The sequence below is a fragment of the Vermiculatibacterium agrestimuris genome, from assembly GCF_943193085.1.
Taxonomy (GTDB): Bacteria; Bacillota; Clostridia; order Oscillospirales; family Oscillospiraceae; genus Vermiculatibacterium; species Vermiculatibacterium agrestimuris.
The window spans coordinates 37,785-58,578 of sequence record NZ_CALPCU010000009.1 but is presented as its reverse complement, the minus strand read 5'-3'; the positions used below and the strand labels follow the sequence as shown (position 1 = coordinate 58,578).

General features: G+C 62.0%; 30 protein-coding genes. 29 read left to right on the top strand and 1 reads right to left on the bottom strand.

The annotated features are described in order from the left end of the window. Positions 1 to 82: 82 nt before the first annotated feature. From NFR87_RS04720 to NFR87_RS04640, 17 genes are all read left to right on the top strand, one after another. Entirely contained in the window at positions 83 to 256 is a 174-nt protein-coding gene (locus NFR87_RS04720) for a hypothetical protein (RefSeq protein ID WP_251447094.1), read from the top strand. Positions 257 to 331: 75 nt separating this feature from the next. Beyond that, positions 332 to 709 carry an HNH endonuclease signature motif containing protein gene (locus NFR87_RS10490; RefSeq protein ID WP_338147037.1) on the top strand — a complete coding sequence of 126 codons (378 nt, stop codon included), beginning with the start codon at positions 332 to 334 and terminating at the stop codon, positions 707 to 709. A 163-nt stretch (positions 710 to 872) separates the two neighbouring features. Beyond that, positions 873 to 1,379 (top strand): phage terminase small subunit P27 family, encoded by a 507-nt coding sequence (locus tag NFR87_RS04710; protein ID WP_251447092.1) that lies wholly within the window; start codon positions 873 to 875, stop codon positions 1,377 to 1,379. Beyond that, positions 1,372 to 3,123, top strand: coding sequence for a terminase large subunit (locus tag NFR87_RS04705; RefSeq protein ID WP_251447090.1), 1,752 nt, complete (start codon positions 1,372 to 1,374; stop codon positions 3,121 to 3,123). Before NFR87_RS04710 ends, NFR87_RS04705 begins: the two co-directional genes overlap by 8 nt. 1 nt (position 3,124) lies before the next feature. After that, the gene (locus NFR87_RS04700; protein WP_251447088.1) at positions 3,125 to 3,352 is read left to right on the top strand and encodes a hypothetical protein; all 228 of its coding nucleotides are present in this window, start codon (positions 3,125 to 3,127) and stop codon (positions 3,350 to 3,352) included. Beyond that, positions 3,352 to 4,575 carry a phage portal protein gene (locus NFR87_RS04695; protein WP_251447086.1) on the top strand — a complete coding sequence of 408 codons (1,224 nt, stop codon included), beginning with the start codon at positions 3,352 to 3,354 and terminating at the stop codon, positions 4,573 to 4,575. Before NFR87_RS04700 ends, NFR87_RS04695 begins: the two co-directional genes overlap by 1 nt. Beyond that, complete coding sequence (locus NFR87_RS04690; protein WP_251447084.1) at positions 4,568 to 5,272, top strand: Clp protease ClpP; 705 nt, start codon at positions 4,568 to 4,570, stop codon at positions 5,270 to 5,272. Before NFR87_RS04695 ends, NFR87_RS04690 begins: the two co-directional genes overlap by 8 nt. A gap of 23 nt (positions 5,273 to 5,295) precedes the next feature. Next, positions 5,296 to 6,582, top strand: coding sequence for a phage major capsid protein (locus NFR87_RS04685; protein ID WP_251447082.1), 1,287 nt, complete (start codon positions 5,296 to 5,298; stop codon positions 6,580 to 6,582). A gap of 13 nt (positions 6,583 to 6,595) precedes the next feature. Continuing rightward, complete coding sequence (locus NFR87_RS04680; protein ID WP_251447080.1) at positions 6,596 to 7,042, top strand: hypothetical protein; 447 nt, start codon at positions 6,596 to 6,598, stop codon at positions 7,040 to 7,042. A gap of 13 nt (positions 7,043 to 7,055) precedes the next feature. After that, complete coding sequence (locus NFR87_RS04675) at positions 7,056 to 7,316, top strand: SH3 domain-containing protein (RefSeq protein ID WP_251447078.1); 261 nt, start codon at positions 7,056 to 7,058, stop codon at positions 7,314 to 7,316. Between the two features lie 3 nt (positions 7,317 to 7,319). Further along, positions 7,320 to 7,655: a head-tail connector protein gene (locus NFR87_RS04670; protein WP_251447076.1), complete on the top strand. Its 336-nt coding sequence runs from the start codon at positions 7,320 to 7,322 to the stop codon at positions 7,653 to 7,655. Beyond that, on the top strand, positions 7,636 to 8,247 hold the full coding sequence (locus NFR87_RS04665; RefSeq protein ID WP_251447074.1) for a hypothetical protein: 612 nt from the start codon (positions 7,636 to 7,638) through the stop codon (positions 8,245 to 8,247). Before NFR87_RS04670 ends, NFR87_RS04665 begins: the two co-directional genes overlap by 20 nt. Further along, positions 8,247 to 8,663 carry a hypothetical protein gene (locus NFR87_RS04660; protein WP_251447072.1) on the top strand — a complete coding sequence of 139 codons (417 nt, stop codon included), beginning with the start codon at positions 8,247 to 8,249 and terminating at the stop codon, positions 8,661 to 8,663. Before NFR87_RS04665 ends, NFR87_RS04660 begins: the two co-directional genes overlap by 1 nt. Then, positions 8,664 to 9,116 (top strand): phage tail terminator family protein, encoded by a 453-nt coding sequence (locus NFR87_RS04655; protein ID WP_251447070.1) that lies wholly within the window; start codon positions 8,664 to 8,666, stop codon positions 9,114 to 9,116. It abuts the gene before it with no gap. A gap of 4 nt (positions 9,117 to 9,120) precedes the next feature. Further along, positions 9,121 to 10,212: a phage tail sheath C-terminal domain-containing protein gene (locus NFR87_RS04650; RefSeq protein WP_251447068.1), complete on the top strand. Its 1,092-nt coding sequence runs from the start codon at positions 9,121 to 9,123 to the stop codon at positions 10,210 to 10,212. Between the two features lie 13 nt (positions 10,213 to 10,225). After that, the gene (locus tag NFR87_RS04645) at positions 10,226 to 10,666 is read left to right on the top strand and encodes a phage tail tube protein (protein ID WP_251447066.1); all 441 of its coding nucleotides are present in this window, start codon (positions 10,226 to 10,228) and stop codon (positions 10,664 to 10,666) included. Further along, the gene (locus NFR87_RS04640) at positions 10,666 to 11,085 is read left to right on the top strand and encodes a phage tail assembly chaperone (protein WP_251447064.1); all 420 of its coding nucleotides are present in this window, start codon (positions 10,666 to 10,668) and stop codon (positions 11,083 to 11,085) included. Before NFR87_RS04645 ends, NFR87_RS04640 begins: the two co-directional genes overlap by 1 nt. A 218-nt stretch (positions 11,086 to 11,303) precedes the next feature. Here NFR87_RS04640 and NFR87_RS04635 read toward each other — a convergent pair whose 3' ends face one another. Continuing rightward, the gene (locus NFR87_RS04635) at positions 11,304 to 11,564 is read right to left on the bottom strand and encodes a hypothetical protein (RefSeq protein WP_251447062.1); all 261 of its coding nucleotides are present in this window, start codon (positions 11,562 to 11,564) and stop codon (positions 11,304 to 11,306) included. Between the two features lie 77 nt (positions 11,565 to 11,641). On the opposite strand from NFR87_RS04635, the gene NFR87_RS04630 reads away from it, so the two are divergent. The 12 genes from NFR87_RS04630 to NFR87_RS04575 are packed head-to-tail and all read left to right on the top strand — an operon-like array spanning position 11,642 to position 20,617. Further along, positions 11,642 to 13,624, top strand: a complete 1,983-nt coding sequence (locus tag NFR87_RS04630; RefSeq protein WP_251447060.1) for a tape measure protein — start codon at positions 11,642 to 11,644, stop codon at positions 13,622 to 13,624. Positions 13,625 to 13,639: 15 nt separating this feature from the next. Then, positions 13,640 to 14,485 carry a LysM peptidoglycan-binding domain-containing protein gene (locus NFR87_RS04625; RefSeq protein WP_251447058.1) on the top strand — a complete coding sequence of 282 codons (846 nt, stop codon included), beginning with the start codon at positions 13,640 to 13,642 and terminating at the stop codon, positions 14,483 to 14,485. Further along, the gene (locus NFR87_RS04620; RefSeq protein WP_251447056.1) at positions 14,482 to 15,474 is read left to right on the top strand and encodes an XkdQ/YqbQ family protein; all 993 of its coding nucleotides are present in this window, start codon (positions 14,482 to 14,484) and stop codon (positions 15,472 to 15,474) included. The genes NFR87_RS04625 and NFR87_RS04620 overlap by 4 nt, the downstream gene beginning before the upstream one ends. Then, positions 15,471 to 15,725: a DUF2577 domain-containing protein gene (locus NFR87_RS04615; protein ID WP_251447054.1), complete on the top strand. Its 255-nt coding sequence runs from the start codon at positions 15,471 to 15,473 to the stop codon at positions 15,723 to 15,725. The genes NFR87_RS04620 and NFR87_RS04615 overlap by 4 nt, the downstream gene beginning before the upstream one ends. Continuing rightward, positions 15,722 to 16,153, top strand: coding sequence for a DUF2634 domain-containing protein (locus NFR87_RS04610; protein WP_251447052.1), 432 nt, complete (start codon positions 15,722 to 15,724; stop codon positions 16,151 to 16,153). The genes NFR87_RS04615 and NFR87_RS04610 overlap by 4 nt, the downstream gene beginning before the upstream one ends. Continuing rightward, positions 16,146 to 17,192, top strand: a complete 1,047-nt coding sequence (locus NFR87_RS04605; RefSeq protein ID WP_251447050.1) for a baseplate J/gp47 family protein — start codon at positions 16,146 to 16,148, stop codon at positions 17,190 to 17,192. Before NFR87_RS04610 ends, NFR87_RS04605 begins: the two co-directional genes overlap by 8 nt. Then, a complete protein-coding gene (locus tag NFR87_RS04600; RefSeq protein ID WP_251447048.1) occupies positions 17,189 to 17,722 on the top strand; it encodes a putative phage tail protein in 534 nt (177 codons plus the stop codon). The genes NFR87_RS04605 and NFR87_RS04600 overlap by 4 nt, the downstream gene beginning before the upstream one ends. Continuing rightward, positions 17,719 to 18,501, top strand: a complete 783-nt coding sequence (locus tag NFR87_RS04595) for a hypothetical protein (RefSeq protein WP_251447047.1) — start codon at positions 17,719 to 17,721, stop codon at positions 18,499 to 18,501. The genes NFR87_RS04600 and NFR87_RS04595 overlap by 4 nt, the downstream gene beginning before the upstream one ends. Next, on the top strand, positions 18,498 to 18,773 hold the full coding sequence (locus tag NFR87_RS04590) for a hypothetical protein (protein WP_251447045.1): 276 nt from the start codon (positions 18,498 to 18,500) through the stop codon (positions 18,771 to 18,773). The genes NFR87_RS04595 and NFR87_RS04590 overlap by 4 nt, the downstream gene beginning before the upstream one ends. Further along, on the top strand, positions 18,770 to 18,949 hold the full coding sequence (locus NFR87_RS04585; protein ID WP_251447043.1) for a hypothetical protein: 180 nt from the start codon (positions 18,770 to 18,772) through the stop codon (positions 18,947 to 18,949). Before NFR87_RS04590 ends, NFR87_RS04585 begins: the two co-directional genes overlap by 4 nt. Further along, entirely contained in the window at positions 18,939 to 19,271 is a 333-nt protein-coding gene (locus NFR87_RS04580) for a hypothetical protein (RefSeq protein WP_251447041.1), read from the top strand. The genes NFR87_RS04585 and NFR87_RS04580 overlap by 11 nt, the downstream gene beginning before the upstream one ends. After that, a complete protein-coding gene (locus NFR87_RS04575; RefSeq protein ID WP_251447040.1) occupies positions 19,268 to 20,617 on the top strand; it encodes a hypothetical protein in 1,350 nt (449 codons plus the stop codon). The genes NFR87_RS04580 and NFR87_RS04575 overlap by 4 nt, the downstream gene beginning before the upstream one ends. Positions 20,618 to 20,794: the final 177 nt, after the last annotated feature.

Sequence of the window (20,794 nt, the reverse complement as noted above, 5' to 3'; positions counted from 1 at the left end):
CTAAAAAACGCCCGCGCGCGTGCGCGCGCTCTATCTTGGAATATAGTGCAAAATAAGTCACGTTTTGAAAAGAGGGTTGCAAATGGATCGGCGACCTGATAAAATGGTCACAGAGGATGGATATGTTCTCTGCCCCGAATGCGGACAGATGAAACTCCTCCGACTTCCGCCGGACGGCGTCGCCAAGTGTTATGCCTATTGCCGGCACTGCAAGCGGGAACAACAGCTGGATATCGATTTGAGCCTGAGCCCTTGAGCCTGAGCCACACGATCGCAAATGCGGTCTTGTCGGTTCAGGCTCTTTTTGTTTGCCTGCGGGAGGTGATAGCCCATGTCAGGCAAACCACTGAGGCCCTGTCGATATCCTGGCTGTTTCTGCCTGACGGCCACCGGCTGGTGCCCTGAGCATCAGCCGAAGGCCAAACGGCCGGATCGGCGAAGCGATGAGGCGCGGGAGTGGCACAAACTCTACCGCACAAAGCGCTGGAAATCCATGCGTTATGCACAACTGCTCAACGAGCCCTTTTGCCGAGAGTGTGCCAAGCGGGGCGAGAGAGTTCGAGCGACGGATGTGGATCATATCCGGCCGCATCGCGGTGATCCGGCGTTGTTTTACGACACGGGTAACCTGCAGTCGCTGTGCCACCGTTGCCATTCGGCCAAAACCCGGAAGGAAATGCGTGAATTTTCGCGGAAGCGGCTGCGGTGAGATCGTGAATGCTCGGGCGTGCGCATCAAGCTACGTGCGCGTGATTACCTCCCCCACCCTCCAAAAGTTTTGAGCGGAAGGCAAAAGACCGCACGGCCCCTTTCGTGAGAGAAAAAGTCCCCAATGAGAATTTTGCCGTTTGATAGTTGCTGGAGGTGAGGAAATGGGAAAGCAGAAGGAGCCAATCGCCTTGGTGGAGGCCAAGGGGCGGAAACATCTGACAAAGGCTGAGAAGGCTGAGCGCGAGGCGTCGGAGCCGGTTCTGTCTGCTCCCGCCTCCGGTGAGGGGAGCAAGATCCGGGCGCCCGTCTGGCTGCCGGCGTATCTGCGAGATGATTTTAACGATCTGCGTACTCAGCTGGTCGAGGCTGGGATATTTTCCAAGCTGGATCGCGACACCCTTGGACGCTATCTGGTTGCCCAACGCCAATACACTGCCGCCATGCGCCAGGTAAGCGATGCGTTGGATGCCCAAGATGTGGAGGCCGTGGCGGCGTGGGGGAAGGAACAGGAACGGTGCTTTAAGCAGTGTCGGGCCTGCGCCGCGGATCTGGGGTTGACCATCTCGGCCCGGTGCCGGCTGGTGATCCCGGAGGCGCTGAGGCCAAAGGAGGATCCGGAAGAGGCGGCCTTCCTCAAGCTCCTGGAGGGACGGCGGCGGGATGCCTGAGTACATGCTACCGGCCGGAGCGGCGATGGACGAGGCGGAGGCCGGGGTGGTGCTGGACTTTGTGGCCACTCTGCCCCTGTCCAACGGCCGGGGTGACTTTCGTCTTCAAGAATGGCAACGGGAGGCCCTGGAGCAGTTCTACGGCACTTTGACCGTGGACGAGCTGGGCCACCGAGTTCGGCTTTATCAGTACCTCTATCTGGAACTGCCCAAGAAAAACGGCAAGTCAGAGCTGGCGGCCGCTTTGGGTATCTACCACCTCATCGCCGACGGGGAGCAGTCGGGGGAGATCTACGTGGTGGCCGCCGACCGGGACAACGCCGGCATTGTCTTCAATGCGGCGGCCTACATGCTGGAGCACCATCCGGTGTTTGCCAAGTGGCTCAAAAATGGGACGCTGCGGCTGGTGCGCTCCACCAAAACCATCTACTACCGGCCTACCGGTAGCCTGATGAAGGTGCTCTCGTCGGAGGCATACAGCAAGCACGGCTACAAGCCGTCCTGTGTGATCTTCGACGAGCTCCACGCCCAGCCAAACCGGGAGTTGTGGGACGTGATGACCTTCGGCGCCGGCTCGGCCAGAGAGCAGCCGGTGTGGATCGTACTGACCACCGCCGGCGACGACCCGGATCGGACGAGCATCGGTTGGGAGATCCATTGCAAGGCGATGGATATTCTTCGGGCCCGAGGAATGTTCCCGGCCCCAGAGGACGACGAGCGGGAATATCTGGATGATCCGGTATGGCTGCCCATCATCTACGGACTGTCTGCCATTACTGGAGATGACGAGGACGCCATCAATGACATCGACATCTACGACGAGACGCTGTGGCGGCAGTGTAACCCCGGCATTGGAACGACCATCAAGCTGTCTACCGTGCGGCAAGAGGCGGCCAATGCCCGGCGCAGCGAGGCGGCGGAGAAGCTCTTCCGATGGCTGCGGCTCAACCAATGGGTGGCCGTTAAAACTGTGGGGTGGATCCCGTTGACGGTCTACGACAAGACCCAATGGCCCTATGAGCTGCCGCCGGGACAGAAGGGTGTGAAATCGGCCCAACGCCTGGTTTTGCGGGAGCAATTGAGAGGGAAGCGGTGCTATGGCGGGCTGGATCTGTCCAAGACCACTGACCTGACCGCCCTTGTGCTCCTGTTTCCACCCCAGAAGGGGCTGGAGAAGTGGGTGGCCCTTTTCTGGGGCATCTGGCGGCCGGAGGAGGGCGTGGAGGACGCGGAGACACGGGATCATGTGCCATACCGGGACTGGGCAAGGGCAGGCTTTCTGACGCTGTGTCCTGGATGGACAGTGGACTACGATATGGTGGAGGAGGCCATTTATCAGGCGGCGGAGTGGTACGACCTGCAGATGGTGGGCTATGACCCGGCTCTCTCCTGGACACTGGTGCCCAGGCTCTCCGCCGGTCAGCCTGAGAAAGGGAGGGGGCCAATCAAGCTGGTAGAGTGCCCCCAGGACATGAAGAACATGTCCCCGCCCATGAAGGCCATGGATAAGGAGATCCGGGATCATGAAATGCTCCATGAGCACAACACCTGCGTCCGGTGGACATTTGGAAACGTCCGCTGCCGGGTGGACGGCAATGAGAACATGAAGCCCATGAAGAATCTGTCAAGGGGCCGCATTGACCCGCCCGTGGCCTGGATCAATGCCCGTATGGCGGCGATGATCGGCGAGCCCATGGGCCCGGGGATCAATGAGCACGTACAATCTGAGGACTGGGGGATCTGATATGAAGACGATTTTTGAACGGGCGGGCCCTGTGCTGCAAAAGGCCCGGCGGGAGCTGGGACGGCTGCTGGGGCTGTATATGGACGACCTGCTTCTGATCGCCGGCGGCGCCTGCGTGACCAGAGGAGTCTATGAACTGACAGGGCGGCCCTGGGCCCTCCTGACAGCTGGGCTCTGGCTGACGGCCTACGCCGTGGTGGTGGCCCGCTCCAAGGGAGGTGGAGGCTGATGCTACTGGACAGAGCGGTAAACAGGCCCCGGGCAGGGGTGGAGTACCGGGAGCTGGACTGGGGCGATATGCAGACCTGGATCCGCCAAGTGTTTTTCTCCGGCGAGGAGATGACGGCCAGCAAAACCAACGCCGAGCGGCTCTCCCCCGTGGCGGCGGCCCACCGGATCCTCACCTGCTCCTTTGGCATGATCCCCTTTGGGATCTACCGCAAGGAGGACGGGGCTCGGCTGCCGGTGGACGACCCGACGCTGAACCAGTTACTGAAGGTACGGCCTAATCCGGACATGACACCCTTCCTGGTAAAGAAGACCCAGATGTCCAACGCCTTTTGGCACGGGGTGGGGTACATCTGGAACCGGCGGGACGACAGGGGTCAGCTTATAGAGAGGATCCCGCTGCCCAGCGAGTGCTGCTCCATCCGCAAGGATCTGAATACCGGAATACTCTGGTATGACTTCAACGTGGACGGGGTTCAGAAGACCTTTTTGGGCTATGAGCTGTCCATGCTGTTCTTCGAAAGCTACGACGGCGTCCGGGGCCGGGGGATGCTGGATCTGGCCAGGGAGTCCATCGCCGCCGACGCCATGGCCCAGCGGTACGCCAAGAAGTTCTATCAAAACGGCGCCCGGGTCTCCGGCATTGTGGAGCTGGATGCCGACGCCGACAAGGACACACGGGACAAGGTGAAGTCGGCGTTCCGGCGGTACGCCTCCGACGAGGCCTTCGCCGTGGCGGTGCTGGATCACGGCATGAAGTATACACCCCTGGGGATCAACCAGCACGACGCTCAGTTTATTGAGAGCCGGGAGTTTGCGGTGGAGGAGATCGCACGGTTTTCCGGGGTGCCAAAGTTTATGTTGCAAGTGGGAAAAGAGGCCTACAACTCCAACGCCCAGCAGCGCATCAACTTTGTCACCGACACCCTGGTGCCCTATGTGACCCAGGCAGAACAGGAGGACAGCTGGAAGTTGCCCACCCCGGGCCAGAAAGCCCAGGGCTGGTATGTCAAAGGTAATGTGGACGTGCTGCTCCGGGCCGACCCTCAGACACGGATGGAATACATGGTCAAGGGCATCGAGCACTCTATATTCAACCCGGACGAGTGCCGGGCCAAAGATGAGCTAAATCCCATTCCCGGAGGGCTGGGTAAACAGTTCATGGCCACGAAAAATCTGGGCTCATTGGAGTCCGTACTGAAAGGAGACGGGGAAAATGCCTGATATCGCACTGCGGGGCGAGCTCTGGGACAACGACAGCGCCGATGTGCTGCGCTTTTGGGGCTGGCGGGACATTACGGCCCCCATGGATATTGCCGCCGCCCTGGAGGCGGCAAACGGGGAGGATGTGACGGTACTCATCAACTCCCCCGGCGGAGACATGACGGTGGGCGCGGAGATTCGCTCCATGCTCCGCCGGTACAAGGGGAATACCACGGCTCTCTACCAGGGCTATGGGGCCTCGGCGGCCACCATTGCGGCCTCCGGGTGTAAGGTGATCCGGAGCGAGCCGGGGGCGCTGCTGTGCTACCACAACCCCAGCGGAGTGACAGAGGGGGACTTCCGGGACATGAAGAGGGGCGCGGAGGCGCTCCGAAACGCCCGGGACTGCATCCTGGAGGTATATACGGCCCGGAGTGCCGTCAAGACCCGGGAGGAGCTCATCGCTCTGATGGACAAGAACATCTGGATCAGCCCCACACAGGCCAAGGAGTACGGCCTAATTGACGAGATCGTAGGAGTGGGGGATGAGATCGCAGACCCTGCGGCCTTTGTGGCGGCGGCCGGCTCCCGCCTGCGGCTGACCCGGGCCATGGTGGAGGGCTATCAGGATCACCTGATCCAGGAGCGGGCCCGGGCGAGCCGGGAGGAACAGGCAAAGCGCGTTTTGGCGAGGGCCAGGGCGCTTGCGCAATTTTAAGACAAGGAAAGGAGACAGAAAACATGGATCCCATGGAAAAGATCGTAGGCCTCCGGGAGGCCAAGCAGAAGCTGCTGACCAAGGCTGAGGGCCTGGTGGCGGAGGGCAAGTTCGAGGAGGCCGACGCCGTCACGGAGGAAATGGAGACCATCAACAACCAGATCCGCACGGTGGAGAAGCTGGCCGCGGCCAGTAATGCCGCGGCGGAGGGCGTCTATGACGGCGCGCTCCATACCAAGAAGCCGGAGGAAAAGACCGACGGGGAGGACAAGCCCTTTGCCTCTCTGGGGGAGCAGCTGTCGGCCATCTACCAGTTCCGGAAGAACCACGTGGAGGACAAGCGCCTCCAGCGGGTAAACAACGAGGCCCTGGGCGTCAACGAGGGCACCGGCGCCGACGGCGGCTTCCTGCTTCAGACCGACTTCGCCGGTACCATCCTGGAGAGTGCTGTGGAGTCCAGCCCCCTGCTCAATCGGCTGGATCGCTACACCTGCTCCAACGCCGCCAACGCCATGCGCTGGCTGGAGGCTGCCGAGACCGACACCTCCAAGAGCGTGTTCGGCGGCGTGCAGATGTACTGGGCCAGCGAGGGAACCTCTGTGGCGGCCAGCAAGCCCCAGTTCCGGGAGATGAAGATGGATCTGGAGAAAATGATGGGCTTTGCCTACGCCACCGATGAGATGCTCACCGACGCGCCCTTTATGTCCGGCTTCTTCGGCCGGGCCTTCACCTTGGCCGCCGACCGGCTGCTGACGGAGGGCGTGATCTCCGGCGACGGGGTGGGTAAGCCCCTGGGCATCCTCAACTCCAAGGCCCTGATCACGGTGGACAAGGCCACCGGGCAGGTCGCGGGCACCTTTACCGGCGAGAACGTCATCAAGATGCAGGCCAGCGCCCTGCCCCGGAACCGGGAGCGGCTGGTGTGGCTGATGCACCCCGACCTGGAGGAGCAGCTGCCCTACCTGGCCATCAAGAGCGGGGACGCGGCCAAGTTCCTGTGGAATCCCGAGGGCGGCCTGGGCAACTTTGACACCCAGCGGGTGCTCAACAAGCCGGTGCTCTTTGAGGACAACTGCTCTGCCCTGGGCAGCAAGGGCGACGTGCTGCTGGTGGATCCCTACCAGTACATCCTGATGACCAAGGGCACCATCAAGCAGGATTGGTCTATCCACGTGGAGTTCCTCACCGACCAGAACTGCTTCCGGGTGGTATTCCGCTGCAACGGCGCGCCCAAGATGGCGGCGCCCCTGAAGATCAAGAACAGCAACAAGCTCCGGGGCCCCTTCGTGACCCTGGCGGCCCGGGCCTGAGAGGAGGATCATTATGAATCTTATCCATGAGCAGTACGCCATTCTGACCGCACTGGTGCCTCAGAGCATCGCCGCGGCGGGCAGCGCCCAGGGCGGGGCCATCGATCTGCAGGGCCGGCACAGCTTTTGCGTGGCGGTTCAGCTGGGGGCGGTGGCCGCCGATAAGAGCGTGACGGTGGAGCTGTCCACCGGCAACGCCGCCGACGGCACCGACGGAAAGACCCTGGACAGCGTGACCTACACCGCTCCCACCGGCGGCGTGACCGACCACGTGGTGGAGCTGTCCGGCCTGGTACGGCCCACAATGGGCCGGTACCTGAAGGTGAAGGTCACCAACAACGGCGCCGCCGCCGTGCTCTCCGGCGCCGCCGTCATCCTGGACTGCGGCCACTATCCGGAGGACACCGGCGCCACGGTCAAGGTGGTAGGCGCAGCGGCCAACAACCAGCCCGCGGGCTGAAGGAGGAAGGATCATGGCGACGAAAACGACTGCTGCGGCGGCCAAGAAGGACAAGGATGAAGCCAATGTGCTCTGTCACGTTGTAGATGCACCCAACGGCCTGAGCCTGCGGGAGGGGCCACACCTGGACTTTAAGCGGCTGGACGTGCTGACGAACGGCGCTGAGGTGGGGCTCCTCCCCCTGCCCGGCGGGGTCAAGGTGCCCAAGTGGTCACTGGTGACCACGCACGATCATACCGGCTGGGTGATGGATCGGTTCCTCCGGGAGGGCTGAGATATGGCTGGTGAGGAGGACTGGGCCTTATACCCTGAGGAGCTGGCGGCGTGTAAGAGCTATCTGAGGATCGAGGGGGACGAGGAGGACGCTTTGGTGACGGGACTTGTCCTCTCGGCCCGGAGTTACCTGGCAGGGGCCGGGGTGAGCCTGCCCCCTGCCGGGAGCCCCCGGCGGGCCCTTTACGATCTGTGCGTCCACGCCCTTACCCTGGCCTACTATGAGCGCCGGGAAACGGCGGGAACCGTGCCGGAGAATCTCAACCTGCGCATGATCCTCAATCAACTCAAGCTGACGGAGCCGGAGGGAGGAGATCACGATGCCGATACAAATTCCTGACGCGGGGGAGCTGCGGGACAAGGTGAGGGTGCTGGAGTTCGTCCGGGTTTCCCCGCATCGATGCCGGTGCGCCCAGGTGTCCGAATCTGACACGGGGCAGAAGTCCGCTCAGTGGACATGGCGGGAGAAGCGGAAGGCCTGGGCCAAGGTAACGCCCACCGACCGCACCGCCATTTTTGCCAATACTGGCGTGGGAGGTCGGGAGGTGGAGTTGATCCTCCGGCGGCAGGGCCTGGACTTGACCAATGCCATCGAGTGGAAAAAGCAATTTTGCTTCCTGACCTCGGTGACGCCTCTGGGGCCCGGGCACCTGCTGGTTCGGGCGGCGCTGGCGGAGCCGGTGGAGTGCCGGATCGACGGCGACAAGCCGATGTGCTTCCCGGCAGTCCGGGCGGAAAAGTATATCCGTCACGCCCAGGAGGCTCCCATGTCGGTGAATGACCGGGCGCTGGTTCTGGTGACACCCAAGCAGGTGACGCTGACGCCGGGCCATCTGGTCTGGGTGAAGGACGAGCCCTGGGAGATCCTGGTGCCCCACGAGCTGGATCCCTACAAGAACGAGTACGAGCTGGGCCGAAGGGTGGAGCTGTGATGCAGAGCGTTACCATCAAAGAACTGGACAAGAAATTCAGCACCCTGCTCAAGACCATTCCGGAGGCGCGGCGAGAGATGCTTCGGGAGCTGTCGGAGGAATTACTTGGAGATGTGAACCGGCGCATCGGCGGGCGCGGAAAAGTGCGCAGCTGGCAGGATCGGTTTCTCGGTTCCGGCGGAGGCTGGGCGGCGGTACGGCCCAAGGCAAAGACCTGGACAGAGGCTACCCGAGCGGGAAAGCGGTATGCGGTGGGGTATGTGACCAATGCCATCACCTCGGGACACCGGGCGGGAGTGCGGGGATATGTTCCGGGTAAGGGCTTTTACGCCGGAGCCCGGCAGAACGCGCGAGCCATTGTCCGTCGGGCCATAGAACGCTTTGAGGCGCGTTTGCGGGAGGAGGCGGAGCTGTAGATGGAGCTGGGCGATTTGATGGACGCCGTGGAGGGCGCGATCAAGGAGGCCTATCCCGGCGAGCCGGTCTACCGGGATCTCCTCCCCAGGGATTTCAAGCGGCCCTCGTTCACTCTTGAGTGCCGGAAGGTGGAGGACGCGGACGCCAACGCCGGGCTGATCCGGCGGACGGCAGAGCTGCTGGTGACCTGTTTGGAAAAGGTCAACGCCTATTCCGACAGCAGCCGGGATGAGCTGAACAGACGGCAGGACAGGCTCATGGGCCGGTTTTCCCTGCCGCTGCGGGTGGGAGACCGAGTGCTGACGCCTCAGGCGCGGAGGGGCCTTGGCTCCCCGGAGTGCGCCGAGGTGACGCTGGTGTTTTCCTGGATGGAGGCGAGAACGACACTGTCCGGTCAGACACCGAATGAGGGGCCCATGATGGAACACATCGAATGGAGAAGAAAGGACTGATCGTATGCCGACAAAGAACACACTGCCCAGCCTGGTGCTCCAGTTTGAGAGCGCCGCCAGAGCGGTGACCAACCGGAACAAGCGTGGATATGTAGGCCTGGTGATCCGGGACGCCAAGGAGCAGGGAGTCCATGTGCTGACAAACTGGGCTCAGATCCCCGTGGAGCTGGGGCAGGAGAACAAGGCCTATATCCAGAGGGCCTTTCAGGGCAGCGACCGGGGCACACCGGGGCTTGTCCGGGTGGTGGTGGTCGACCCGGAGGAGACGGGTGCGGTGGCCGGCGGCCTGAAGGAGCTGGAGAGCCAGGGGATGGACTATGTGGCCCTGCCGCCCGACGCCACATCGGCTGAGGTGACGTCGGCGGTGACCTGGGTGAAAGCCAGGCGGGCCAAGCACTACACCGAGAAGCTGGTGGCGGCCAACGCCGATCCGGCACCCGACGACATGGGGGTGATCAACTTCTGTGAGACGGGGGTGACGGTGGGGAGCAAGGTCTACACCGCCGGGGAGTACGCCAGCCGCATCGCCGGGATCCTGGCCGGAGTCCCTGCGGGGATGAGCGCCACCTACGCGCCCCTGAGTGAGGTGACGGGCGTCACCGTCCGGACGGAGACAGAGCAGAATGCCGCCATTGCCGCCGGCAAGCTGATCCTCCTCCACGACGGGCTGAAGGCCAAGATCGCCCGGGGGGTCAATTCCATGACTACCGTGCCCGACAAGGGCCGGGAGGAGTGGAGCAAGATCAAGCTGGTGGAGGGCATGGATCTGGTGGACTACTACATGCGCACCACCATCCAGGACACCTATCTGGGCCGATATCCCAACGGCTATGACAACAAGTGCATCCTGCTGACCGGGGTAAAGGCCTTTCTCAAGCAGCTGGAGACCGACGGGGTGCTGTACCCCGGGAGCAGCTGGGCGGAGATCGACGTGGAGAGCCAGGAGGCCTGGCTGCGGGAGCAGGGGGTGGACACCTCCGGAATGGATGAGCAGGCCATCAAGGAGGCGGATACCGGATCCTGGGTGTTTTTGCTCTATGGCGGAAAGCTCATGGACGCCATGGAGGATTTCTCGGCCAAGTTCATTGATAACTGAGGGGGGATAACCAATGGCAAGAACAGTAGACAGCGCCAAGCGGGTCATGAGCGGCACCTACGGTGAGCTCTGGTGCGACGGCGAGAAGATCGCCGAGGTCAGTGAATTTCAGGCCAAGGTGACCAAGAACAAGGAGACGGTGATCTTCTGCGGGCAGATCATGGAGGACGCCAAGATGATCTCCGCCAAGGGAGCCGGCAGCATGACCATCTTCCATGTGGACAGCGGCTTTCTGGAGAAGGAAAAAGACGTCAAGAAGGGCGTGGATCGCCGGTATACCCTGGTGTCCAAGCTGGCCGATCCCGACAGCTGGGGCGCGGAGCGGGTCAGCGTGTCCAATGTGTCCCTTGACGACCTGACCCTGGCCGACTGGGCCGCCGCCAGGCTGGGCTCCATCACCAAGCCTTTTACCTTCAGTGACTATGATCTGCTGGATCTGGTGGAGGTGCGGTGATGGCAGAAGAGTTGATGAGGGAAAAGCCTGAAGAGGCAAAGCCCACTCTGCTGGAGCTGCTGCTCCGGCCGGAGCTGCCCAACGTACTCAAAGATCTGCCCACCGCCCGCTTTGAAATAAAGCGGCTGAGCGCACTGACGGGGTCGCCGGTGGTGTTTACCCTGCGGGGCTTGCCCTACGGGAAGGTGACCTCCATCCAGAACGGCAGCGGGGTGGACATGAACGTACACATCCTGCTGGCGGGGTGCGTGGAGCCGGACTGGAAAAGCCCGGAGCTGCAGAAGAGATTCGGCGGCGCTACGCCGGCGGAGACGGTGAAGGCGGCGCTGCTGCCCGGGGAGATCGAGGATCTGGCCCGGGCCGTCGAGCGGCTGAGCGGCTACCGCAAGACCACCATCGAAGAGATAAAAAACGGCTGAGGGAGGGCAGTGACAGGGAGCTGGAGCTGGTATATTACCTGTTCCACCACCATCACTGGCCTCCCGAGGCCTATTACAGCATGGGCGAGGGGGGCAGAGACCTGACCTTTGCCCTGGCCTCCTATGAGTGCGACCAAAGTCAGCAGACATAGAAAAACCGCCCTGCCGGGGAGGGCAGGGCGGTTGGGAGGAGAAGCGGATCCGAATCGGACGCCGGTTCAGATCAGGCCGATGCCGGCCATCCAGGCCCAGAAGGACAGGAGGGCTGCGGCGATGGAGGCGAGGAGAAGGCCAAGTTCGCCTATAAGGCCCATGAAGCAGGCGGCAACCAGGCTGAACAGGCCAAGGATGAACCAGAGATAGGTGAGCCAGGCGTCTCCCCGGAGGGCGTTCTTGGCTCTCCGGTACAGGGATGGCTCCTTCTCCCCGGGGTCGTCAAAGGCCCCGTCAACAAACAGTTTTTTCCAGAAGTCCTTCATGGCGGAGCCTCCTTTCACGGAAGATCTATTATTATCAGTATAGCGAAAACAATGTGAAATGTCAAGGAGGCGAGGGTATGGCGGAAGAGACCTCCATCGTCATTAAGGCGGAGGATCGGTATTCCGACAAGGTGAAGGCCATGCGGGACAGTACCAAGGCATTTTCCAAGGATGCGGAGGAGCTGCAAAAAAAGCTGGAGACGTTGAGCAAGAAAAAGGCGTCGCTCCAGATCGACGTGAAGGACGCCCAGAAAGCCCTGCGTGAGACAGAGAAGACGTTGGACGGGACGGGGGACGCCCTGAAAAAGGCGGCGGCCACCGCCAATCAGATGAAGCTCAACGGGCTGCGGGACGAGCTGAAGAGCGTCAACGACGAACTCAGGCAGACGGAGCGGCAGATCAAGGGAACTTCGGACGCCGGACGGAGGGCAGGAAATGAGGGCGGGCTGGCCAAGGGGCTTATGAGCGCCGGGCTGGGGCGGATGGTCAGCCAGGCGGCCAATCAGCTGGGAGACAGCTTCCTCAGCAGCACCGTTGGGGAGCCGATGGCCCGGGCAGCCAGTGGGATCCTGTCCGGGGTCATTTCCGGGGCGGCTGTGGGATCCATGATGGGGCCGGCCGGGACAGCCATCGGCGCCGCGGTGGGCGGCTTGTCAGGCCTTGCCTCCGGCGGCGCCCAGATCTTCCAGGCAGAGGACGAGGCATTCAAGAGCTATGTTCAGGAGGCGGCGGAAAATGTGGTCTCGGCCCGGGCGGGCGACATCTCCTCCGGTTCCGGGATCGCGGCCGGGCGGGAGAGGGATCTGATCTCCTTCTCCACGCTTTTTGGCAGCAGGAACACCGCCCAGGGGTATCTCAGCGACCTGGTGGACATGGCCAACACCACTCCCTTCCTCTATGACGACCTTACGGCTATGAGCAAGACCCTGGCCACTTATGGCTATGGAGCGAACAGCATCTTGCCGGTACTGCAGACCATCGGAGACGCAGGGGCGGCTCTGGGCATGGGAACCGGCGACATGACCATGGTGGCCACCGCCCTGGGCCGGATGAAATCCAGCGACAAGACCACCCTGGAGTATCTCAATATCCTCAATGACCGGGGCATCGGCGCCGTGGGGATGCTGGCCGACGCCTATGGGGTGGATCAGGGGACTATCTACGAGCAGATCTCCAAGGGAGAGATTGCCGGCGGCGACGCGGTGAAGATCATCCTGAAGGCTCTGACGGAGAAGTTTTCCGGATCCATGCTGGAGCAGTCCAAGACCTTTTCTGGTCTGACCTCTACCCTGGAGGGACTGGAACAGGAACAGCAAAACGCCTATGGCGAGGGCTTCAATGAGGTCAGGAAGCAGGGACTGAACGACCAGATCAGCTTTCTTTCCGGGGAGAGCGGCGAGCAGATGGAGGCGGCCAATAAGGCCATCGGCGCATGGTATGCTTCTCTGGAAAACGAGAAGGAGCGATTTTTACGTCAGGCCCAGCAGGATGTTCTGGAGTCTGACGCATACAAGGAGGCCATGGCGGCCGGAACGGATGAGGGCTACGCTGAGGCTGGACGCCTTCTGATGGAGGCCAAGGTCAAGGCACAAAATGAGTATAATGCCTCAGATGGAGCCAAGCTGCTGCGGGAGTCGGAGCTGACCATGATCGAACAGATCCGAAACGACACGTCGCTCAGCAGCGAATACTGGTCTGCCGGCTACGAGAAGGGACAGGAGTATTCCAAAGGCCTGGCGGCAGGGGCTATGAGCAGATGGACGCCGGGCTCAGGTTTCCGGGGGAGTACTGAGACAGGAGAGGGGTATGTCTGGGGCGTGAAAATGCCGGGCTACGCCTACGGGCTGGATCGGGTACCCTATGACAATTATCCGGCGCTCCTCCACCAGGGGGAGCGGGTGCTCACCGCCCGGGAGGCCAGGCAGGCCGACTACGGCGGCGGGGGGGTCAGCGTGCAGATCGGACAGGTGAGCTTCGGCAGCGAGGTGGGGGATCCGGAGCGGGCGGCGGATCTCTTCGCCCAGAGGCTGCTCCGGGATCTACAGCTTGCGCAGCCGTGAGGAGGCGACGACGATATGGCCGGAAAACAGTTTATTTTTAAGAACACCAGGACAGAGGAGGTCTTTGTGCTTCCGGTGACCCCGGCCGGATATCAGATCACCCATGGGCGCAAGGCGGTAAAGGTGGACATGCACGGCACGGGGGAGGTCAATTTGCCCGGTGAGCCCACTCTGCTGGATGAGACCATCGAGTGCTTTTTTCCATCCCGGGCCTATCCCTTCGCCCAGCCCGGGTCGTCCGTGGATCCCTTTGTGCCGCTGGAGACGCTGGAGAAGTGGAGCGACAGCGGCGTACCGGTTCGGTTCATCGTGGCCGGCACACCGGTGAACGCACTGGTGCTGCTGGATCCGATCCAATATGGGGAACGGGACGGCACGGGGGATCTCTATGTGACCATACCCATGCGTGGTTACCGTCTGCTGACGGCGAGCGCCACAGAGCTCACAGAGGCAGGCAACGAAGCCAGATCGGTGGAAACTGAGCCGACCCACGCCGCCACTTACGTGATCCAGAGAGGGGACACCCTCTCCGCCATCGCCAAGTGGGTCTACGGGAACGCCGGCCTGTACGGCAAGCTGGCCGCCGCCAATAATATCGCAAACCCTGATCTGATCTATGTGGGACAGGTGCTCACGCTGCCGGATGTGGAGGCGCTGCCGGCGGCGAAGACACCTGTGCGGGCCCATCAGATCGTGACGGCAACGAAAACAGAGCTGGAGGCTCTGGCGGAGGAGACCTCGCCAGGAGCTAGCACCCTGAAGGATATGAAATGGAAAGTCCGGCTGAGCCGGGAGGAAGGCAAGGCGCTGGTCAACGCCATGGAGGCGCACGGGTGGACTCGTGCGGACGTGGACGGATGAGCAATATTTCCCTTCATCTTCTCCATGACGGCGTGGACTATGACATCACAGAGCTGCAAGCCTCCGTCACAAATTCCGGAAGCGTAGGGGCGGTAGGGAGAACCTTGGAGTTCCCTTTGCTCTCGGCCCGATATGACGTCAATCAGCCCAAAGTACCGGCGGCCCTCGGGGACAACGTACAGCTCTTTGCGGACGGTCAGACGCAGTTTGACGGGTTTGTCTTTTCCCTCCAGAGAGACAGCGGCAGCGACCTGGTGACGGTGGGCTGTGTCGACCGGGGGCTTTACCTCAAGCGCAGTGAGGCGGCTTACCGCTTTGTGGGTCAGACGCCGGAGGCAATTGCCCGGCGGGTGTGCCTCGACCATAGGATCCCGGTGGGCCGGCTGGCCCAGACCGGGGTTCCCATTCGGCGCAATTTTCCCGGCGTGTCCCTCTATAAGATCATCCAGACAGCTTATACACTGGCCGCGGAGAAGACCGGGGAACGGTATATGCTCCGTTTCCGGGGCGCGGAGCTGGATGTGATCGCCCGGGTCAAAAGCGGGGCGAGCGCCGTGATCGAGCCGGGATGTAATCTGCTGACGGCCACGGTGAAGGAGAGCGCGGAGCGGCTGGTGAGCCAGGTGGCCATCTACGACCAGAACGGAAACCTGATCCGGGTACGGAAAAATGAAGACGCTATTGCCCTGTGCGGAGTGATGCAACGGTATATCCAGGCGGCCAAAAACAAGAATGTGGACGCCGAGGCGGCTATGATCCTGGAGGACAATGATATCCAGCGAACCATCACGGTGGAGTGCCTGGGAGATCCCGCACTGCTGTCCGGAGGCAGCGTGATTGTCCGGGAGCCGGTGACGGGCCTCTATGGCCTCTACTGGATCGACAGCGACGTCCACACCTGGAAGGGCGGCGTCCACCGGGTGAAGCTGGGGCTGAATCTGAAAAAGGTCATGGACAAGGTGACCGCAGGGAAGGAGCTGACGACATGAGCGCGATGGAAGCGTTGGCGCGGACGCTGACAGAAATGCAGGGCAGAGGAGCTCCGGCGCTGGTGATGGGAAAGATTCTTTCCAAGACCCCCCTGCGGGTTCTGGCGGGAGGAAACGCCCAGGATCGGGACAGCCTGCTGCGAAGTGCCGGGATAGACCTGGATGACCTGGCTGTGGGCGATCAGGTGGCACTGTGGCCCATTGAGGATCAGCAGCGCTACGTGATCCTGACAAAGGTGGTGGAGCTATGAGTGAGAGCCTTTTCCCGACTGTCAGCGCTGCCGCGACGGCGAGCGGATCGGAAGGCCTTCCCCTGGCAAGGGAGGTGGCCTGGGACTTTGAGCGGGACGGGCCTATTTTCCGCAATGGGGAGCCGGTAATCGTCACCGGGCGGGAGGCGGTAATGGTCTGGGCGTGGAACGCCCTGAAGACGGAGCGGTTCCGATACAGGCACCATTCCCGGGGCTATGGGAATGAGATGGAGCGGCTTACGGGACAGGCATTCACCGGGGATCTGAAGAAGGCGGAAGCCACCCGATATTTCCGGGAGGCTTTGGAGCCCAATCCTTACATTACCGGCGTTGAGGGCCTTACCGCCCGACTGGAGGGTTCCACCCTGCACGTGACGGGAACCATCCGGACGATCTATGGAGAAAAAGAGGTGAGTGTGGATGTTTGAGGATAGGACGCCGGAGGTGATCCGGGGGGAGATCCTGGCGGAGATGAGCGAGCGAGTGCAGATCCGGGAAGGGAGCTTTGCCGCGGAGATGGCGGGGCCGGCAGCTGTGGAGCTGTCCCTGGCCTATCAGGCTCTGGCTGCCCTGATCCCGTGCTTCTATGTGGATGAGGGCAGCGGGGGCTTTATCGACATTGCCGCCGGACGGTACGGCATTCTCAGAAAGGAAGGCACCCGGGCGGCGTGTTCCCTGCAACTGACGGGCCGGGCGGGGATGACTGTCCCGGCAGGGACGGTATTTGTCAGCGAGGAGGGCCTGGAGTTTGCCCTGGATGAGGCCGTGACGCTCTCGGCAGACGGCACCGGCGAGGGGACGCTCACAGCGTCAGAGGTGGGAGACGCCTATAACGTGCAGGCGGGGGCCGTCACCCAGATGGTGACGACCATGACGGGCCTCGACACCTGGAGCTCCGGCGCTGCCACCGGTGGGACGGATCCGGAGACGGACAAGGCCCTGGTGGGCCGACTCTATGACTTCTGGCGCAAGCCGTCCACCTCCGGCAACGTCCATGACTATGAACGCTGGTGTACGGAGGTAGACGGCGTGGGGGCGGCGAAGGTGCTACCCCTCTGGAACGGGCCGGGGACAGTAAAGGTGCTCCTGGTGAGTCAGGAGCACCGCCCGGTGGATGAGAGCGTGGTCACCGCTGTGGCCACCCACATTGAGCGGTTGCGGCCGGTGGGCGCGGCGGTGACGGTGGGGAGCGCCGGCGGCGTTGCAATCAATGTAACGGCGGCGTTGACGCTGGACGGATCGGTGCCGCTGTCAGAGGTCAAGGCCCGGTTTGCCGCGAAGCTGGACGCCTACTTACAGAGCGTGGCTTTTGTCAGCGATACAGTTCTCTTTAACCGGATCGCTTTCTTGCTGCTGGATGTGACCGGGGTGACGGACTACACGACCTTAACGGTAAACGGCGGGACTGACAATGTGGCGATCGCATCGGATCAGGTGCCGGTGGTGGGGACGGTGACGCTGACATGAGGCTTTTGGAGTATCTGAGGCCGGCGCTGCGGAAGAGCCCGGAGATCCAGGCGATCCAGGAAGGGCTGCAGGTGGGAATAGACGATCTCTGGGATGCTGTGGAGAGCGCAAGGAAGCAGCTCAATGTAGAGACGGCGACCTGGGGGCTGTCCATCTGGGAGGAGGCCCTGGGCATCTCGGTGGAGGCGGAGAAGGCGATGGACTTCCGACGCAGCCGGATCCGGGCCAAGCTGCGGGGGCAGGGAACCACCACCGTGGAGGCCTTATGCAATGTGGCCGCCAGCTTCTCTAACGGAGAAGTGGCGGTGACAGAGCACCCGGCGGAGTACCGGGTGGAGATCAAATTTGTGGGCGCCTTGGGATTGCCGCCCAACCTGGACGACCTGAAGGCGGCCATCGCCGAGATCCTTCCGGCCCACCTGGCGGTGGGGTACGTCTCCACCCTGAAGATCTGGAACGACGTGAAGGATATGACCTGGGCCGAGGCGGCGGGGCAGACCTGGGAGCAGCTGAGAGGAGGGACAGTGTGAAATACTCGGAAAACTATCATCTCTACCTCCCGGAGGGGAGCGATTTTGTCACGCCAGAGCAATACAATGACAACTTCAAGGCGCTGGACACCAAACTGAAGGCGGTGGAGACCGCGGCGGAGAGCGTGGTGGGGCACACGCACGGGATGGCGGATATCAAACCGGAGACCGTCGATGAAGTATCTACCTTTAACTTCAGCTCCCCGTTTGGAAGCTATCCGGCTTTGAAAATGTCACGGCCAGGCAGCGGTTATAGCGTTGAAATCGGGATGAATGGCGGAGCTGTCGACATAAGGAGCTGGAGCGGTGACGTTAAAAATACTGCGTTGCGTATTCTGTGCGGAGGAGGCGCGTATGCCGCACTGAAATTGATCGATACGGACAGTGAGGGCGAAGCAAAGAACTACCTCCTATTCGGTCAGCATAATCTGCCCCATTTTACCGGAGGGTATACCGGGGACGGTGCCTCGATCAGAAGCGTGAACCTTAACCGGTATGGGCGCATACACAAACCGAATCTTTTGCTTATTTTTGCAACGGGCGCGGCGGTAGGCGGAAATATCATTGCCGTGGTACCCGGACTGAGTGAGGATGAGTTGGGCAGCTATTCTGAATGTACGGTAATTAAGAGCAACGGAAGCACGGTGCAGAGTACGAACCTGGGTAGCGGTGCCTGTTTCAGCACGGGCAAGTCCAAACTTGAGATCTCCGGCAACGCCGCAGCTAATCTGCTCAACGTGTCGGGGGTAAGCTATTACTATTGGGGGGACAGAACATGACGATCATCCATAGAATCACCCACACGGTGGAGTGGCAAGACGGCGTCACGGAGAACTGGATGGGAGAGGACTGGGCCGTGGTGCCTCCGGAGCTGGCAAAAGCGGCCCGGGAGAGCGGAGGCTTTTGTGAGCTCACCTTTGACGAAGAAGGGAATCTGACGGGGCTCACACCTACGGAGAAACCGCCGGCGCCGGAGCCGGAGCCGACGGAGGGAGAACAGCTCCGGGCCGATGTGGACTATATTGCCGCCATGACGGGGGTGAGCCTATGACCGTGTTTGAGATGGCCAAACGATACTACCCAAGACTGTGGGGCACTGAGCGCATCGACGCCCTGGTGGCGGCCGGGCGGCTGACCGAGGCCGAGCGGGCGCTCATTATCCCCGCCGTGTCAGATTCGGACACATCGGGCGCCGACTCCGGGGGAGGCGGCCAGGATGCTGAGTGATAATGGGCGGCTGCGGATGACCCGGGGGGACTACGGCGTGCCGCTGCGGCTCCATATCATCGAGCACTGCAGGGACTGTGGCGACGAGCTGGAGTCGGACGACAGGATCCGGGTCGAGATTCTGCGGGAAGGGCAGGTGCTCTTTGCCCGGGAGGCGAGCCGGGAAGATCTGGAGGCGGACGACGGCGTGATGGAGCTCTATCTGACGGCGGAGGAGGCAGCCAATATGCCGCTGGGGCTCTACGCTTTTCGTGCGCTTCTGCTCCGGGAGGGCACGGTGCGAAACACCCTGTTTGCATCTATTGTGGAGGTGATCCCATGACGACCGATCTCTGTGGCTGTGACTGCAGTGGGCCGCATCTGGACGTACATATGCCTGCCGGCGCCACGCCCGGCCCCGGGGTACGGGGAGAGAAACAGAAGGCTGTGGTGTCCTCTACCGCCCGGGTATGCAAGGGGGAGTTTGTCCAGCGGGTGCTGGAGTATGTCAGTGTAGGGGACAAGCTCCGTTGGGGGCTGGAGGATATCCACATTCTGGACGCGGTGGAACTGTCCCAGGAACGGGTGGGAGTGGTCTTTGCCCAGCACGGTCAGACCAAGTTCAAGCTGCTGGCACTGGACGGGGAGGCTCTGGCCCTGGGCAATACTCTGGTGCTGGTGGAGGACGAAGCTCTGGAGACCGCGGCGCTGCTGGAGCTCCGGGACGGCCGGGCGCTGGTGGCCTACAATCAGGAGGCCGCAGGCGTGGTAGCTGTCATCTCCATGGATGGCCGGCGGGCCGTACTGGACTATACGGACATGTGGGGGGAGGGAGACCCCGAAAATATCTGTGTCTGCCGCATCAATGGCAGCAAGGCCCTGATCGGCTGTATGCAGCTCCATTACACAGCCCAGGGCGGGCACATCGGAGAGGCCTGGGTGCGGCCGGTGACGGTGGGCGAGACGAAGCTGATCCTTGGGACAGGCATCCGGGTGGACGGCAACAATGACACCGACGTCTACACTGGCGGCTGGTCACTGGTGGAAGTGACGGAGGACACCGCCGTGCTGGTATATCCTCAGGGACTGGACAAGCCGGTGGGCTTTGCGGTCATTGACGTGGCCGATGATGTCCCCGCCGTCCGTCTCATCAGCTCCGGCAAGTATGCCGCCTCGTTGCCCACGATCCAGGCTGTGGCGCTGGATGACGGACGGTGGGCGATGGTCTATGGGATCGGCTGGTTGTCGCCGGACAAGCAAGTGGTCAAGTCCACCCTGGCTCTGGAGGTGTGGGGGCTGACCAGATACGCTGCGGAGCTTATCTGGTACGGCTGCGAGGACACACGGTATGCCTCCGCAATCGGCGGGGTGTCTGCTGTATCTCACAGCATGGGGGCGGCCATCACCTACACTGGAGAGTACGTAGCCCGGGTGATCCATCTGGGTGTCATGGGCACACCCTATGCCGGCCCTGGGGTCGTCCTGGGCTCTCACGGCGGCTTTTGCCGGGTGGTGCCCGTCTCCCTTACCCGCGCGCTGGTGGTCTCTCAGGCCGACGGAAACGGCTACGTGGGGATCATGGAGACGGCGGAGCGGGTGATTCCCAGCGACAGCATGATCCACGGTGTGGCCATCACCGGCGGCGATCCTGGACAGGAAATTGTAATCAAGCAGCCGTTCGAATCGTAGTAGAGATCCTCTCTGATCTCATGGGCGCCATGACACCCAAATGGAGGAGGGCAGACTTTGGTGTTCGATTCGGACACCTTTGTCCCTATCCACCCAGCCCTCTGTAGAGGGCGCCGAATAAGGAAAGGAAGGAATTTGACCATGATCAGATGCTTAAATGCGGACGGTTCCGCTACC